This window comes from Aeromicrobium flavum (genome assembly GCF_007992115.1).
GTDB classification, from domain to species: Bacteria; Actinomycetota; Actinomycetes; order Propionibacteriales; family Nocardioidaceae; genus Aeromicrobium; species Aeromicrobium flavum.
The window spans coordinates 1-15,774 of record NZ_BJZQ01000012.1 but is presented as its reverse complement, the minus strand read 5'-3'; the positions used below and the strand labels follow the sequence as shown (position 1 = coordinate 15,774).

Genomic DNA, 15,774 nt, shown 5'->3' with positions numbered 1-15,774 from the left:
GTTCCGGACGCAATCCCCCATTCTGCCAGACGTCGGCCCCGGGCTCCAACCCGCGTCGCGCGGGCGGCCGACCGCGTCAGGCCGACGCGGTGGCGAGGCCGACGATGCGGTCGATGACCTCGTCGAGCGTGAGGTCGGTGCCGTCGACCACGACCGCGTCGTCGGCCTGCGCCAGGGGCGACGCCGCACGGTTGGAGTCGATCGCGTCGCGCCGGGCCAGGGCTTCGCGCATCGCCTCGGCGTCCTCGACACCCAGCTCGGCGGCACGCCGCTGCGCGCGGGCGACGGGGTCGGCGACGAGGTAGATCTTCAGCGACGCGTCCGGGGCGACGACCGTGCCGATGTCCCGCCCCTCGACGACGATGCCGCCCGTCGCCCGGGCGATCGCGTCCCGCTGGAGGGCCACGAGCTGCTCGCGGACCTCGGGCACCGTCGCCACCGGGCTGACCGCCGAGGTGACCTCGTCACCGCGGATCGGCTCGGACACGTCGACCCCGTCGGCGGCGATGGTGGGCGCGGCCGGGTCGGTGCCCGAGGTCAGCACGACCTCACGGGCCGCGGCGGCCACGGCGGCGGGATCGTGCACGTCGACTCCCCGCTGCAGCAGCGCCCAGGTCATCGCGCGGTACATCGCCCCCGTGTCCAGGTAGGCGAAGCCCAGCCGCGAGGCGACCCCGCGCGAGGTGCTGGACTTGCCCGACCCGGAGGGGCCGTCGATGGCGATGACGTCGGTCATGGATCTCTCCTCAGCGGAACGCGGCCCAGCCGCGTTCGGTCAGGGCGGTGAGCAGGTGCTCGGCGACGCCGGCCTGCACCACGACCTCGACGACGCCGACAGGGCGGCCGAGCTCGTGGTCGATGCGCATGTCCTCGATGTTGACCCCGGCGTTGCCGACGGCGGCGAACAGGCGAGACAGCTCGCCCGGGGTGTCGTCGATGGAGACGAAGACGGTGGCGATCTCCGCGGGCTGATCGCCGTGCTTGCCCGGCACGCGGGCGACGCCGGCCCGGCCGCGGTCGAGGTGCTCGCCCACCGAGCCGTCGGCGTTGCGCACCGCCGACCGCAGGTCGTCGAGACGCGTGGCAAGGTCGTCGAGGATGCCCCCCACCTGGTCGGCGTTGCTGCCGATGATGTCCACCCACAGCCCGCGGTCGCTGCCGGCGATCCGGATGACGTCGCGCAGGCCCTGGCCGGCGAGCGCCAGGTCGTCGCTGGGGGCCTCGGTCAGGAGGCCGGCGGTCAGGGCGGAGACGAGATGCGGCACGTGCGACACGAGCGCCACGGCCCGGTCGTGGGACTCGGCGTCCATCCGGCGGACGACGGCTCCGACCGAGGTCGCGACTCGCTCGACGAGCGCCTGCGCCTCGGGATCGGTGTCGGCGGTGGGGACCACCGCCCACGCACGGCCCTCGAAGAGCAGGCCGGAGGCGGCCATGGGGCCGGAGCGCTCCTTGCCCGCCATCGGGTGACCGCCGACGAAGCGCGGATCGGTGACGGCCGCGCAGATCGGGCCCTTGACGCTGGCGACGTCGGTGACGACGGCCTCGGGGAACTCCGCGAGCGCCGCGCGCACGGCGTCGACGACGGCCGCCGGCGGCACCGCCACGACGACGAGCGCCGGGGACACCACCGGATCGGGGCTGCCGGCACCGACGGAGGCGGCGATCTCGACGTGCGAGGCGCTGGCGTCACGCAGGTGCACGGTCACCCCCAGGTCGCGCAGCGCAAGGGCGACGGAGGTGCCGATCAGGCCGCAGCCGACGACGAGGACCGGACCCGGCACGACGGCGTCAGGACGGTCGGCACTCATGCCTCCACGCTATCGAAGAGCGCTCCGAGCTCCTCACGGGACAGGTCGCGCAGGGCTCCGGACCGCAGGTCGCCCAGGCGCAGCGGACCGAACGCGGTGCGCGTCAGCTCCAGCACCGGGTGGCCGACCTCGTGCAGCAGCCGGCGCACGATCCGGTTCTTGCCGCTGTGCAGGTCGAGCTCGACGAGGCTCTTGCCGCGGCTGCGGTCGAGGACGTGGAAGCGGTCGACGGCGGTGACGCCGTCCTCGAGCTCCACTCCCCCGCGCAGCTTCCGGCCCAGGGCGGAGGCGACCGTGCCGTCGACCAGGGCGACGTAGGTCTTGGTGACCTCGAAGGACGGGTGCGCGAGCTGGTGCGCGAGGTCGCCGTCGTTGGTGAGGATCAGCAGCCCGGAGGTGTCCGTGTCGAGCCGGCCCACGTGGAAGAGCCGGTCGGTGCGGTCCTCGAGCAGGCCGGACAGGTCGGGCCTGCCCTGCTCGTCGGCCATGGAGCTGACGACACCCCGGGGCTTGTTGAGCATCACGTAGGCGTGGTCGGACGGCGGTGGGATGCGCTTGCCGTCGACGCGGACCACGTCGCCCACGGGGTCGACGCGCGCGCCCAGCTGGGTGACGATCTCGCCGTTGACCTCGACGCGGCCCTCGACCATGAGCTCCTCGCAGCGGCGACGGCTGGCGACGCCGGCGGCCGCGAGCACCTTCTGCAGGCGGATCGGCTCAGCCATCGGTGCCCTCCTTCGACTCGGTGCCGGCCTCGGGCGCGGCCTCGCCCTCGGCGGGAACGGCCTCGCGCTCGGCGGTCTGCTGGGCGACGCGCTCGAGCTCGCTGTCGAGGTCCTCCAGGTCGGGCAGCATCGGAGCGAGCTCGGGCAGCTCGTCGAGCCCGCCCAGGCCCATCCGCTCGAGGAAGTAGTTGGTGGTGCCGTAGAGGATCGCGCCGGACTCGCCGTCGTGCCCCAGCTCGGTGATGAGCCCGCGGGTGACCAGCGTGCGCACGACGCCGTCGACGTTGACGCCGCGGATCGCGGAGATGCGCGAACGGCTGATGGGCTGGCGGTACGCCACCACGGCGAGTGTCTCGAGCGCCGCCTGGCTGAGTTTGGCCTGCTGTCCCTCGAGCACGAAGGCCGCGACGACGTCGGCGTAGTCCTCGCGGCTGTAGAACCGCCAGCCGCCGGCCAGCTCGCGCAGCTCGAAGCCGCGGCCCTGCTCGGTGTACTCGTCGGCGAGCGCGCGCAGGGCCTGCTCGACGTCGGCCGGCGGGTGCCCGACGGCCTGCGCGAGCACGAGGTGCTCCAGCGGCTCGTCGGCGATCATCAGCACGGCCTCGAGGGCGGGGCGCAGCTCGACCGGCGGTCGCTCGGGCTCGGCGGGCGCGGTGAGGCCCTGGTCGTCAGTCTCGGTCATCGTCACTTCCGGTCGTCTCGTCCTCCGCAAGCGGTGCGGTACCGGCGTCGTCGTCGGCCGACAGCGGCTCGTCGAACTCGTCGCCCACGTCGATGTCGCCGTCGTCGCTGCCGGTCCAGCGGACGGTCAGCTCGCCGAGCGGTTCGGCCTGCTCGAACGACAGCATCCCCTCGCGGAACAGCTCGAGCAGCGCGAGGAATCGCGCGACCTTCGTCTGGCCGTCGGGCGCGTCCTGGGTGATGGCGCGGAACGTGAGCGAGCGCTCGCGGCGCAGCCGGTCGACCACGAGGTGCGCCTGCTCGCGCACGCTGACCGACGGCGCGTGCAGGTGCGCCAGCGACACGAGCGGCACCTGCTTGGGCGCCAGCGCGGCGGCCGCGAGGGCGGCGAGGTCCTGGGCGGTGGCACGGATCTCGACCTCGGGCAGCAGCGACGCGAACCGGGGCTCGAGCGTGACGGCACGGGGGTGGCGCAGCAGCGCGTTCTCGAAGCGCTCGGCCAAGATGGCGGCGACGGTCTTGAAGGCGCGGTACTGCATGAGCCGGGCGAACAGCAGGTCGCGGGCCTCGAGCAGGGCGAGGTCCTCCTCGTCCTCGACCTCGGCCTGCGGCAGCAGCCGCGCCGTCTTGAGGTCGAGCAGGGTCGCCGCGATCAGCAGGAAGTTCGTGGTCTGCTCGAGGTCGTCCTCGAGCTCACGCGTGTAGGCGATGAAGTCCGACGTGACGACGGACAGCGCCACCTCGGTGATGTCGAGCTGGTGCTTGGAGATCAGCTGCAGCAGCAGGTCGAAGGGCCCCTCGAAGTTGCCCAGCGTGACCGAGAAGCCGGCGTCGGGCGCGTCGGTGGGTGCCGGCTCGGCGACGGACACCGCAGGCCTCATTCCTCGCCGAGCCGACGGGCGAGCTCGCTGTCGCCCCCACGGGTGTCGAGGTCGGCCAGCGCACCGGCGATCGCCGCGCGCACCAGGCGGCCACGGTCGACCTTGCGGCCCAGCACGGAGCGCAGCTCGAGGCGCGCCTGCTCGATCGCGAGGAGCTCGTCGCTGGTCAGGTAGACGGTCATCTTCTCGTCGTGCTTGACCCGGCCGCTGCCGGAGGCCGGCACGGCGGGGGCGTCATCGTTACGGGAGCCACTGGGAACGGTCGGCCGGAACAGCTCGTCCGCCCCGGGCAGGTTCACGCGTCGGGACACCGCTGCAGCACTTCCCTGGCCAGCTGTCGGTAGGCCTCGGCACCCGGCGACGTCGGCGCGTACTCGGTGATCGGCTCGCCCGCGACGGTGGAGTCGGAGAACTTGACCGTGCGGCGGATGACGGTGTGGAACACCGCGTCGCCCCAGCCGTCGACGAGGGTCTGGAGGACCTCGCGACCGTGCAGCGTGCGGCTGTCGAACATCGTGCCCAGCAGGCCGATGACCCGCAGGTCGAAGTTGGTGCGGTCGCGGACCTTCTCGATGGTCTCGTTGAGCAGCGCCACGCCGCGCAGGGCGAAGTACTCGCACTCCAGCGGGATGAGGACGCCGTCGGACGCGGTGAGGGCGTTGACCGTCAGCAGGCCCAGCGACGGCTGGCAGTCGATGAGGATGACGTCGTAGTCGCGGCGCACGTCGCGCAGGGCGCGGGCGAGGACCTGCTCGCGGCCGACCTCGGTGACGAGGCGCATCTCGGCGGCCGACAGATCGATGTTGGCCGGCACGAGGTCGAGGTTCTTGACGGAGGTCTCCATGATGATCTCCTTCATGGAGAGCTCACGGTCCATCAGGACGTGGTAGATGCTCTGCTCGATCTCGTGGGCGTTGTAGCCCAGTCCGACCGTCATCGAGCCCTGCGGGTCGAAGTCGACCAGGAGCACCCGGCGACCGGTCTCGGCCAGCGCGGCGCCAAGGTTGATCGTGGTGGTGGTCTTGCCCACGCCGCCCTTCTGGTTGCACATCGAGATGACGACGGCGGGGCCCTGCGTGGTCCGTGGTCCGGGGTCCGGGAGCTCGGGCATGGGGCGACCGGTGGGTCCGAGATCCGAACGTGGCATGTCGGTCACTGTACCGCTCACCTCAGCGCTCGGGGATGGGACGCCGCGTACGTCTCCCGCAGCTTGTCGATCGTCACGAGCGTGTAGATCTGGGTGGTCGTGACGGAGGCGTGGCCGAGCAGTTCCTGCACCACGCGGACGTCGGCGCCGCCGTCGAGCAGGTGGGTCGCGAACGAGTGGCGAAGCGTGTGCGGCGACACGTCGGCCGTGAGGCCGGCGCGGCGCGCGGCCCTGGTCAGGACCGTCCAGGCGCTCTGGCGCGAGAGCCGTCCGCCGCGGGCGTTCAGGAACATCGCCGGGCCGCTGCCGCTGGTCGTGGTGAGGTGCGGCCGGGCCTTGGAGAGGTAGGCCTCGGTGGCGTCGCGCGCGAACGACCCCAGCGGCACGATGCGCTGCTTCGAGCCCTTGCCGGTCAGCAGCACCGACGACTGCTCGAGGTCGACGTCGTCCACGTCGAGCCCGACGGCCTCCGAGATCCGGGCGCCCGTCCCGTAGAGCACCTCGAGCAGGGCCCGGTCGCGCAGCGCCAGCGCGGTGCCGGCCTCCCCCGCCGCGTTCAGCAGCGCCTCGACGTCCTCCAGCGGCAGGGCCTTCGGCAGCCGCGAGGCCGGGCGTGGCGGACGCACCGCCGCGGTGACGTCGTTCTGGACGATCTGCTCGCGCAGGCAGAACTTGTGGAAGCCGCGGATGGCGACCACCGTGCGGGCGACGCTGGCCGTGCCGAGCGCCGGATGGTCCTCGTCGCCGGCCCGCAGCGCCGCGGCGAACCCGAGGACGTCCTCCTCGCTGATGACCGCGGGATCGGTGACACCCCGGTCGGTCAGGTACGCGGTGTAGCGACGGAGGTCGCGGCGGTACGAGGCGAGCGTGTTCTCGGCCAGTCCCCGCTCCACCGCGAGGTGGGACAGGTACTCGGCCACGACCCGCTCGACCGCCGCGCCCTGCGTCACGCCCGTGCCACCGCCAGGATCGCCACGATGGTCTTGGCGTCGAAGATCCGCCCGTCGAGGCACGCGGCCACCGCGTCGTCCAGGTCGACCCACCACTGCGCCATGTCGGCCTCCTCGGCCTCGCGCTCGGTGCGGTCGGCGTCGGGCACCGGCGTCAGGCCGGTCGCCTGGAAGAGCGTGATCGTCTCGGTGGAGTAGCCCACCGTCGGGGCGATCGTCATCAGCTCGCGCCAGGTCTCGGCGACGACGTCGGTCTCCTCGGCCAGCTCGCGCGCCGCGGTCTGCAGCGCCTCCTCGCCGTCGACGTCCATCAGCCCCGCCGGGATCTCGAGCATGCGGCGGCCCATCGGGTGCCGGTACTGCTCGACCAGCAGGATCCGCCGCTCGTCGTCGACCGCGACCACGCCGACGGCGCGTCGCGGCCGGACCACGACGCGCGGGTGCGTGTCGCCGTCGGGACCGACGATCGTGTCGATCGTCAGCGTCAGGTACGCGTTCTGGAAGCCGGTCTCGGACCCGCTCTGCGGCCAGGTGCCCGCTGCGGCGGCGATGGACGGGTCCGCGACCAGCCCCGGCAGGCGCGGGTGGCTCGTCATGCTCCCTCGACGGGCAGCCGCATCTCCAGCTTGCGCTTCAGCGACGCCGCGACCAGGCCCGAGAACAGCGGGTGCGACCGCGTCGGACGCGAGCGCAGCTCGGGGTGGGCCTGCGTGGCCACGTAGAACGGGTGCTCCTCGCGGGGCAGCTCGACGAACTCGACGAGGGTCGAGTCCGGCGACGTGCCGGAGAAGACCATGCCGGCCTGCTCGAGCTGCTCGCGGTAGGCGTTGTTGACCTCGTAGCGGTGACGGTGCCGCTCCTCGATCTTGTCCGATCCGTAGAGCTCGCTGACGATGCTGCCGGCCTTGAGGCTGGCGGGGTACAGGCCCAGGCGCATCGTGCCACCGAGATCGCCGGCGCCCTCCACGAACTCCTGCTGCTCGGCCATCGTGGCGATGACCGGGTGCTCGGTGGCGGGGTCGAACTCGGTGGAGCTGGCGTCGTCGATGCCCAGCTGGGTGCGGGCGTACTCGATCACCATGCACTGCAGGCCCAGGCACAGGCCGAGCGTCGGGATCTGCTGGGTGCGCGCGTACGTGAGGGCGCCGAGCTTGCCCTCGATGCCGCGGATGCCGAAGCCGCCGGGCACGCAGATGCCGTCGACGTCGCCGAGCTGCTCGGCGGCGCCGGCCTCGGTGGCGCACTCGTCGGAGGGCACCCAGCGCAGGTGGATCTTGACGTCGTTGGCGAAGCCGCCGGCGCGCAGCGCCTCGGCCACCGACAGGTAGGCGTCGGGCAGGTCGATGTACTTGCCGACCAGCGCGATCGTGACGTCCTCAGCGGGGTCGTGCACGCGGCGCAGGAGCGCGTCCCACTCGGTCCAGTCGACGTCGCGGAACGGCAGGTCCAGCCGGCGCACGACGTACGCGTCGAGGCCCTCGGAGTGGAGCACCTTGGGGATGTCGTAGATCGACGGCGCGTCGACCGCGGTGACCACGGCGTCCTCGTCGACGTCGCACATCAGCGAGATCTTGCGCTTGACGCCGGCGGGCACGGGACGGTCGGAGCGGCACACGATCGCGTCGGGCTGGATGCCGATGGAGCGCAGGGCGGCGACCGAGTGCTGGGTCGGCTTGGTCTTCAGCTCGCCGGCCGGGCCGATGAACGGGATGAGCGAGACGTGCAGGAAGAAGACGTTGTTCCGGCCGACCTCCTGACGCACCTGGCGGGCCGACTCGAGGAACGGCTGGCTCTCGATGTCGCCGACCGTGCCGCCGATCTCGTGGATCACGACGTCGACGTCGGGACCGCCCATCGACAGCATCCGGTCCTTGATCTCGTTCGTGATGTGCGGGATCACCTGGACCGTGTCGCCGAGGTAGTCGCCGCGACGCTCGCGGGCGATGACGTCGGAGTAGACCTGGCCGGTCGTGACGTTGGCGCGGCCGACGAGGTCCTCGTCGAGGAAGCGCTCGTAGTGGCCGATGTCGAGGTCGGTCTCGGCGCCGTCGTCGGTCACGAAGACCTCGCCGTGCTGGAACGGGTTCATCGTCCCGGGATCGACGTTGAGGTAGGGGTCGAGCTTCTGCATCGTGACGCGCAGCCCGCGCGACTTGAGCAGTCGACCCAGGCTCGAGGCGGTCAGGCCCTTGCCGAGCGACGAGACGACTCCGCCCGTGACGAAGACGTGCTTGGTGACGGCATTAATGGCCAACGTGACTCCCGTGGTTCCGATTCGAGTGAGGAACCGGGCGGTGCCTGCGGCCGCACCCGTGGTCTGAGGAACCATCCGTGAGGATCGGTTCGACTCTGGGTTCCACGGAACTCCAGCCTACCATCGAGCGCCGACGCCGGGGACCACACACGCGGACCGACCCGGCTTCCGAGGTCAGTTCGGGACCGGCCCGTCGGCGGCACGCGACGTGCCCCAGGCGCCCGACTGGCCGTCGGACTCCCGGACGAGGCCCAGGACAGCGGCGACGCGCCCCGTGCCGGTGTCGGTGACGTCCACGGTGGAGACGTTGGCCGCGGCGTCGCTGCCCCGCACGGCGTTCACGACGCCGCTCTCGCCCGATGACACCGGACCGACGACGGCCACCCCCTGGCTGCCGGCGTCGAGGCTCTCGACGATGCTGGAGACGACGGTGCCCTCTCCCCCGGCCGACGCGCCGGACGGCCCCGAGACGACGAGCGCCAGCTGCGCCGACGTCTCGGGGTCCTGCTCGGGCTCGAGGAGACCGCCCTCGACGAAGGCCGAGCGGATGGTGCGCGCCGTCTCGTCGAGCGCCCCGTCGCCCTGGGTGAGGTAGCCGCGTGCGATCGCCGCGCCGACCTTGCCGTAGTCGCTGGAGGCGTCCGCCGCCTCCGGGTCGGACTGCGTGGCGACACCCTCGACGAACTGGCGGTTCGAGGGCGACAGGAGCTTGGTCGTGAGGCCGACCTGCCCCGTGACCCGCGCACCGGCGGTGGTGAGGTTCTCGATCAGCGAGTCGACCTCGTTGTCGCGCGCGCCCGGGGTGGTCAGCAGCAGGACGGTGCGGTCCTTGAGCTTGTCGCGCAGCAGAGCCGGCGAGGTCAACGCGGCGTAGCCCGCGTCGAAGCCGGCCACGGCCGGGCTGACCTCAGCCTGGTTCGTGTCGGAGGCGGTGGTCGCGGCGTCGCTCTCGTCGAGCAGCCCGGCCCCGACCGCGATGCCCGCGGCGAGGGCCAACAGCACGGCGGCCAGCGAGATGACGTGGTAGCGGAGGTTGATCACGAGACGAGTCCTTCGATCCAGGAGGAGACACGGTCGGCCACGGGCGCGAGCCACTCATGACCGAGAGGGGTGGTGGCCACGGCGGCGACGACGGCGACGACGCCGGCCAGCAGCAGCAGCAAGGGCGTGAACCAGCTCAGGCGCTGGCGGGCGAACCACGCCACGGCCTGCGCGTCGACGACGCGCGAGCCGGCGCGGAGCCGGGCGATGAAGGTGCCCGCGGCGTCGGCGGTGTCACCGTCGACGACGTCGACCAGACGGGACGGGGCGCCGACCTGCACGATGACGGCGGCCTCGTTCTGGTCGGCGAGCAGGACGGCCAAGTTCTCGGGGGTGCCGGCGGCGGTGAAGACCACCGGCTGACGGCCGTGCGCCTCGTAGTGCTCGGGGCGGTCGAGGCGGCCGGAGGCCGAGACGATGACGACCTCGCCGGCCCGCTCGATCATGCGGCCGGTGATGTCGTCGTCGCGACCGACGACGAGGTGCGGCCGCAGGCCGGCCGCGATGAGGCGCTCGGCCCCCGCGGCCACGCCGATCAGCACGGGGTCGTGGTCGTGGATGAAGGCGCGGACGGACCTGAGGTCCTTCTCCGCGTCGGGGCCCTCGGCGACGATGACGACCGGACGACCCTTGATCTGCGTGGAGACGGCCGGGATGCCCGCCCCCTCGAGCAGCATGGCCCGATCGCGCCGCAGCGTGTCGGCCGCGTTGGTCACGATGGAGTCGAGCTGGTTCGACAGTCCCGAGGACGCGGCGTCGAGCTGGTCGCGGACGCGCGACGCCGTCATCTCGATGCCCGTGGCCACCGTGGTGTCGCCCAGGTGCACCACCCCGTCGTCGATCCGGACGACGTCACCGCTGCGCAGCGACTGCCACACGCCCTCCCCCACCCGGTCGACGAGCAGGATGCCGGCGCCGGCCAGCACCTGCGGGCCGAGGTTCGGGTACCGCCCCGACGAGGAGGACGAGACGTTGAGGACGGCTGCGACGCCGCGCTCGACCAGCTGCTGGGCCGTGTCGGCCTCCAGATCGGTGGAGTCGAGGACGACGACGTCGCCGGAACGCACGGACGACAGGTCCGCGGATCCGCGACACAGCCGCGCCGGGCCGACGACGCCGGGCCCGTCGGGCACGGCAGGGTTCCTGCGCTTCAAGATGGGCATGATGCCCTCCATGGAACCGCTGGATCATGAGAATGCGCCCCCGACACGCCGTGGGGGCGCGATCTGAGTCCCCCGTCACCCCTGGCGGTCAGGGCGTGCGGGCGAGCTCGAGCAGCTCGCGGGCGTGCTCCTGGGCGGCCGACGAGTCGTCGACCCCGGCGAGCATCCGGGCCAGCTCGTCGACGCGTCCGGCGTGGTCCAGGCCGATGACGCTGCTGCTGGTGACGGTGCCGTCGTCGGACTTGCTGACGATGAAGTGGGAGTCGGCGAACGCGGCCACCTGCGGCAGGTGGGTGACGGCGATGACCTGCGCGTGCTGGGCCAGGCGGGCCAGCCGACGACCGACCTCGACCGCCGTGCGCCCGCCGATCCCGGCATCGACCTCGTCGAACACCAGGGTCGGCACCGGATCGCGTCCGGCCAGGACCACCTCGATCGCGAGCATCAGGCGCGAGAGCTCGCCGCCGCTCGCGGCACGTGCCAGCGGGCGGGGCTCGGCGCCGCTGTTGGCGGCGAACCAGATCTCGACGTCGTCGGCCCCGTGCGGCCCCGGCTCGCCGCGGACCACCCGGATCTCGAGCCGCGCCGACGGCAGGGCGAGGTCGGCCAGCTCGCGACCCACCTCGGCGGACAGCTGCTCGGCGGCCCGCGTCCGGGCTTCGGTGAGCCGCTTGGCGAGGTCGACCACCGTCTGGCGGACGTCCTGCACCTCCTGCTCGAGGCGTTCGATCGCCGTGTCGTCCAGGTCCAGCTCCAGCACCTCGGCCCGCGACCGCTCGGCCCACGCGATGACCTCGTCGAGGCTCGGACCATAGCGACGCTGCAGGGCGGTGAGGGCGGCACGGCGGTCCTGCACCGTCGCCAGTCCGCTGGGGTCGAGCTCGATGTCGGCCGCATAGGCCGCGAACTCCGAGGCGATGTCGGTGAGGTCGATCGCCGCGCGCCGGAGCCGCTCCGCGAGCGCCTCGAGACGGGGGTCGTTCCCGGTGACCGGGTCGACCACCGACTGCGCGGCGGCGATCGCCGCCGCGGCGGAGCTCTCGTCCTCGGACAGCACGGCGGACGCGCCGCTGGCGGCCGCGGCGAGCGACTCGGCGTGCGCCAGGCGGTTCTCGCGCTGGACGAGCTCCTCGTCCTCCCCCGGCTGCGGGTCGACCGCGTCGATCTCGTCGAGTGCGTGCCGCAGCAGGTCGAGCCGCTGCAGGCGCTCGCCGGCATGGGTGCGCAGGTCGGTCAGGCGCGCCTGGAGGGCGCGCAGGCGCTCGTAGGCGGGCTGGTACTGCTCGAGCAGGCCTGACACCTCGGCCCCGGCGAACCGGTCGAGCGCGCCGCGCTGCTCCTGCGGGCGCACCAGCCGTTGCTGGTCGGACTGGCCGTGCACGGCGACCAGCGAGTCGGCCAGCCGGGCGAGCAGTGCGGCGGGCACCGTCGAACCGCCGGCCAGCGCACGGCTGCGGCCCTGGCTGGTCAGGACGCGCGCGAGCACGAGCTCGTCGTCGTCGACGTGACCTCCGGCCTCCTCGACCAGCGCGGCGACCTCGGGCGTCGCCACGACGGACGCCTCGATGCGCGCCCGGTCGGCACCGCGGCGGATGAGGGCCAGGTCGGCCCGCTCACCGCGCAGCAGGCCGAGCGCGGTCACGACCATCGTCTTGCCGGCTCCGGTCTCGCCGGTGATGACGGTGAAGCCCGGACCGAGCTCGAGCTCGGCCTCCTCGATGACGCCCAGGGACTCCAGGCGCAGGTAGCGCCACATCAGCGCTCCCCGGCGGCCCGGCGCGCCGCCTGGGACGAGCCGCGCCACCCGGCGACGGGCAGCTCGAACTTGCGCACGAGTCGGTCGGCGAACGAGGCGGGGTGCACCCGCGCGAGCCGCACGGGCTCGGCTCCACGCCGCACCTCGACACGAGCGCCGATCGGGAGCTCGGCGGCACGCCGGCCGTCACACCACAGGATCCCGGAGGTCGTCTCGCCGACCACCTCGACCGCGAGCGTGGACTCGGGCGACACCACCATCGGGCGGGCGAACAGCGCGTGCGCGCTGATCGGCACCATGAGCAGCGCCGAGACCTCGGGCCAGACGACCGGTCCGCCGGCGCTGAAGTTGTAGGCGGTCGATCCCGTGGGGGTGGCGCAGACGACGCCGTCGCAACCCATCCGCGACACGGGGCGGCCGTCGATCTCGACGACCACCTCGAGCATGCGCTCACGGGAGGCCTTCTCGACCGATGCCTCGTTGAGCGCCCAGTTCGTGGCCACGACGTCGCCGTTCTGCCAGACGAGCACGTCGACGGTGAGCCGCTCCTCGACGGTGAGTCCCCCGGCGATGACGCGCTGGGCGACGTGGTCGAGGTCCTCCTCGTCGGCCTCGGCCAGGAAGCCCACGTGGCCGAGGTTGACGCCGAGCAACGGCGTGCCGGTGCCGCGGCACAGCTCGGCGGCGCGCAGGATCGTGCCGTCACCGCCGAAGACGACGGCCAGCTCGCAGTCGGCGGCGGCACCGGGCTCGGCCGGCACCGACACGAGGTCGACGGCGCCGGCCTCCTCGAGGGCCTCCGCCTCACCGACGATGGCGCGCACCTCGATCCCGGCGGCCTGGAGCGTCGCTGCGAAGTCGGCGGCGATCTTGGGCGCACCCGGGCGGAGCACATGGACCGCGAGCAGCACCCTCCTCATGACCCGCTTCCTTCCTTCTGGTTCCCGCCAGCCAGGGGGCCGGCCGCGACCGCGGCACGGGCCGCCGCCTCGTCAGGGGCGGGGGCGTCGGTCCTCAGCCAACAAAAGTACTCGACATTCCCGGCCGGGCCCGGCAACGGACTGGGAGCCAGGCCGCGGGTCCCCCACCCGCCGGCCCAGGCGGCGGTCGTGACGCCGTGGACGGCCGAGGCGTGCAGGTCGGGGTCGCGCACGACGCCGTTCTTGCCGAGGTTCTCGCGGCCCACCTCGAACTGGGGCTTGACCATCAGCACCATGTCGCCGTCCGGCCGGCAGACGCTCATCAAGGCCGGCAGCACGAGGGTCAGGGAGATGAAGGACAGGTCGGAGACGACGAGGTCGACCGGACCCCCGATCAACTCGGTGTCGATCGCGCGGATGTTGGTGCGGTCGAAGACGTGGACGCGGGAGTCGGACTGCAGCGACCAGACCAGCTGGCCGTACCCGACGTCGACCGCGACGACCTCGCCGACGTCGCGGCGCAGCAGCACGTCGGTGAACCCGCCGGTCGAGGCACCGGCGTCGAGGGCACGGCGGCCGGCGACGGTGAGGCCCTGGGGCTCGAACACTTCGAGCGCTCCGAGCAGCTTGTGCGCCCCGCGGGAGGCCCACCCGGGGTCGTCGCCCTCCCGGACCACGATCGCCTGGTCGGTCGTCACCTGGGTCGCGGCCTTGCTCGCGGCGTTGCCGCCCACGAGGACGCGCCCCTGCTCGATGAGTCCGGCCGCCTGGTCGCGCGAGCGCGCGAGGCCGCGGCGCACCAGCTCGGCGTCGAGCCGCACCCGGCGGCTCATCGGGTCACCCGCGGGTCCCGGCCGGGCCGGCGAGCTGGTCGCGCAGGACCCGGTGGACGGCTTCGAACACCTGCGGGTGCTGGGCCACCTCGAGCTCGCCGAGCCGATCGAGCATCGCGACGGCCTCGTCGATCGACGAGGGGTCGGGGCGTCCGGCGGCGTCCGCGGTGGGTTCGGTGGTCATGCGTCGATTGTCGCATCGACGGTCACGCTGATTCCCGATGCGTCCCGGCACGCCCAGCCGAGTCCGACCACCGCGCGCAGCGTCTCGGTGGGCTCCCCCGGCGACGTCACGGCGATGGCACCGTCCCGGATCTCGGCCGAGGCCGACCCGCACCGTGCGCGCTCGCCGTCGACCACGACCTCCGGGTGCGCGTCGTGCAGCGCGGCCAGGTCGTGACCCACGAAGTCGGGACGCTCGTCGGCGATCGCGTTGACGACGTCGGACAGGCTGTTCACCCCCGTGAGCACGAACAAGGAGGCGATCCCCGCGCGGCGCGCCCCGCTGATGTCGGTGTCGAGCCGGTCGCCCACCATGAGCGGCGACCCGGGGGCGATCCGCTCGATCGTCTCCTCGAACAGCGGCGCGTAGGGCTTGCCGGCGACGACCGGCTCGCGCCCGACGGCGAGGCCGACGGCATGGACGAGCGCACCGTTGCCGGGGGCGATGCCCTCGGCGGTCGGGATGGTCAGGTCGGTGTTGCTCGCATACCACGGCAGCCCCGACTGGACGGCGTACGCAGCCTCCGCGAGGTCGCGCCACCCGAGGTCGGGCGTGTAGCCCTGCACCACGGCCGCCACGCCCTCGGCATGACGATCGGCGACCGGGACGAGCCCGCGCTCACGCAGGGCCGCCCGCAGACCCTCACCGCCCACGACCAGCACCGGCGAGCCGGCGGGCAGGTCATGGGCCATCACCCCGGCGATCGCCTGGGCGGAGGTGACGATGTCATCCACGGACACGTCGAGGCCGAGCTCGACCAGGTGGTCGGCCACGGCCCGCGGCGGACGGTTCGCGTTGTTGGTCAGGTAGGCCAGGCGTGCCTCGGTGACAGCGGTGAGGGCTTCGACCGCTCCGGGCACCGCCTCGCCGCCGCGATAGACGACCCCGTCGAGATCGAGCAGGATCGCGTCGTGGGAGGCGACCAGCGGACGGTCGGTCGCGGCCAGGGTCATGCGTTCGAGGCTACCGGTGGGTCGGGCAGGCGGGTCAGCGACCCGAGGTCGACGTAGACCCGGCTGGAGACGCCCGATCCGGCCCGGGAGAACAGCCGGCGCAGCTCGCCGCTGACCTCGACGCGGTCGCCCGGACCGAGGCGCAGCGCCTTGCCGCGCAGGCGTGCGGTCCACGCCGAGCAGTCGAACGTGTCGACGCTCTGGCTCGAACGGCGCTTCGCCGCCGGACTGCGATCGACGATCAGGCGGAAGGAGACGATCTCGTCCCCGCTGGGCAGGGTCCGGGTCTCGGCGGCATCAGCCACCCGTCCGCGGAGCAGGACGTGGTTGTCGGCGTCGTTCATGGCGCCAGCCTCCCGCTCGGGGCAGGAACGACGACAGGGTCCACGCGCAGCCTGTGGACGGCGCGCGTGGACCCTGGCAGGGCTGTGGACGC

General features: G+C 72.9%; 18 protein-coding genes. All 18 read right to left on the bottom strand.

The genetic code is table 11. The annotated features are described in order from the left end of the window. Window positions 1-76 precede the first annotated feature (76 nt). Entirely contained in the window at window positions 77-736 is a 660-nt protein-coding gene (cmk, locus tag AFL01nite_RS11075; RefSeq protein ID WP_146827743.1) for a (d)CMP kinase, read from the bottom strand. A gap of 10 nt (window positions 737-746) precedes the next feature. Beyond that, on the bottom strand, window positions 747-1,811 hold the full coding sequence (locus AFL01nite_RS11070) for a prephenate dehydrogenase (protein WP_146827742.1): 1,065 nt from the start codon (window positions 1,809-1,811) through the stop codon (window positions 747-749). Then, the gene (locus tag AFL01nite_RS11065; protein WP_146827741.1) at window positions 1,808-2,536 is read right to left on the bottom strand and encodes a pseudouridine synthase; all 729 of its coding nucleotides are present in this window, start codon (window positions 2,534-2,536) and stop codon (window positions 1,808-1,810) included. The genes AFL01nite_RS11070 and AFL01nite_RS11065 overlap by 4 nt, the downstream gene beginning before the upstream one ends. Beyond that, window positions 2,529-3,218 (bottom strand): SMC-Scp complex subunit ScpB, encoded by a 690-nt coding sequence (scpB, locus tag AFL01nite_RS11060; protein WP_146827740.1) that lies wholly within the window; start codon window positions 3,216-3,218, stop codon window positions 2,529-2,531. The genes AFL01nite_RS11065 and scpB overlap by 8 nt, the downstream gene beginning before the upstream one ends. Then, the gene (locus tag AFL01nite_RS11055) at window positions 3,205-4,086 is read right to left on the bottom strand and encodes a segregation and condensation protein A (RefSeq protein ID WP_246119689.1); all 882 of its coding nucleotides are present in this window, start codon (window positions 4,084-4,086) and stop codon (window positions 3,205-3,207) included. Before AFL01nite_RS11055 ends, scpB begins: the two co-directional genes overlap by 14 nt. A gap of 8 nt (window positions 4,087-4,094) precedes the next feature. Then, window positions 4,095-4,409, bottom strand: coding sequence for a hypothetical protein (locus AFL01nite_RS11050; RefSeq protein WP_146827738.1), 315 nt, complete (start codon window positions 4,407-4,409; stop codon window positions 4,095-4,097). Next, the gene (locus AFL01nite_RS11045) at window positions 4,394-5,245 is read right to left on the bottom strand and encodes a ParA family protein (RefSeq protein ID WP_146827737.1); all 852 of its coding nucleotides are present in this window, start codon (window positions 5,243-5,245) and stop codon (window positions 4,394-4,396) included. Before AFL01nite_RS11045 ends, AFL01nite_RS11050 begins: the two co-directional genes overlap by 16 nt. Before the next feature lie 17 nt (window positions 5,246-5,262). After that, window positions 5,263-6,195 (bottom strand): site-specific tyrosine recombinase XerD, encoded by a 933-nt coding sequence (gene xerD / locus AFL01nite_RS11040; RefSeq protein WP_246119688.1) that lies wholly within the window; start codon window positions 6,193-6,195, stop codon window positions 5,263-5,265. Further along, window positions 6,192-6,791 carry an NUDIX domain-containing protein gene (locus AFL01nite_RS11035; protein ID WP_146827736.1) on the bottom strand — a complete coding sequence of 200 codons (600 nt, stop codon included), beginning with the start codon at window positions 6,789-6,791 and terminating at the stop codon, window positions 6,192-6,194. Before AFL01nite_RS11035 ends, xerD begins: the two co-directional genes overlap by 4 nt. Next, the gene (pyrG, locus tag AFL01nite_RS11030) at window positions 6,788-8,449 is read right to left on the bottom strand and encodes a CTP synthase (protein WP_246119687.1); all 1,662 of its coding nucleotides are present in this window, start codon (window positions 8,447-8,449) and stop codon (window positions 6,788-6,790) included. Before pyrG ends, AFL01nite_RS11035 begins: the two co-directional genes overlap by 4 nt. A gap of 174 nt (window positions 8,450-8,623) precedes the next feature. Continuing rightward, on the bottom strand, window positions 8,624-9,490 hold the full coding sequence (locus AFL01nite_RS11025; protein WP_186813922.1) for a copper transporter: 867 nt from the start codon (window positions 9,488-9,490) through the stop codon (window positions 8,624-8,626). Next, window positions 9,487-10,653 (bottom strand): putative cytokinetic ring protein SteA, encoded by a 1,167-nt coding sequence (steA, locus tag AFL01nite_RS11020; protein WP_146827733.1) that lies wholly within the window; start codon window positions 10,651-10,653, stop codon window positions 9,487-9,489. The genes AFL01nite_RS11025 and steA overlap by 4 nt, the downstream gene beginning before the upstream one ends. 88 nt (window positions 10,654-10,741) lie before the next feature. After that, window positions 10,742-12,409, bottom strand: coding sequence for a DNA repair protein RecN (gene recN / locus AFL01nite_RS11015; protein WP_146827732.1), 1,668 nt, complete (start codon window positions 12,407-12,409; stop codon window positions 10,742-10,744). Then, window positions 12,409-13,329: an NAD kinase gene (locus AFL01nite_RS11010; RefSeq protein ID WP_146827731.1), complete on the bottom strand. Its 921-nt coding sequence runs from the start codon at window positions 13,327-13,329 to the stop codon at window positions 12,409-12,411. Before AFL01nite_RS11010 ends, recN begins: the two co-directional genes overlap by 1 nt. Further along, window positions 13,326-14,162, bottom strand: coding sequence for a TlyA family RNA methyltransferase (locus AFL01nite_RS11005; RefSeq protein WP_146827730.1), 837 nt, complete (start codon window positions 14,160-14,162; stop codon window positions 13,326-13,328). Before AFL01nite_RS11005 ends, AFL01nite_RS11010 begins: the two co-directional genes overlap by 4 nt. A gap of 4 nt (window positions 14,163-14,166) precedes the next feature. Further along, window positions 14,167-14,346: a hypothetical protein gene (locus tag AFL01nite_RS11000; RefSeq protein WP_146827729.1), complete on the bottom strand. Its 180-nt coding sequence runs from the start codon at window positions 14,344-14,346 to the stop codon at window positions 14,167-14,169. Then, the gene (locus AFL01nite_RS10995; protein WP_146827728.1) at window positions 14,343-15,338 is read right to left on the bottom strand and encodes an HAD-IIA family hydrolase; all 996 of its coding nucleotides are present in this window, start codon (window positions 15,336-15,338) and stop codon (window positions 14,343-14,345) included. Before AFL01nite_RS10995 ends, AFL01nite_RS11000 begins: the two co-directional genes overlap by 4 nt. Next, complete coding sequence (locus AFL01nite_RS10990; protein ID WP_146827727.1) at window positions 15,335-15,682, bottom strand: single-stranded DNA-binding protein; 348 nt, start codon at window positions 15,680-15,682, stop codon at window positions 15,335-15,337. Before AFL01nite_RS10990 ends, AFL01nite_RS10995 begins: the two co-directional genes overlap by 4 nt. Window positions 15,683-15,774: the final 92 nt, after the last annotated feature.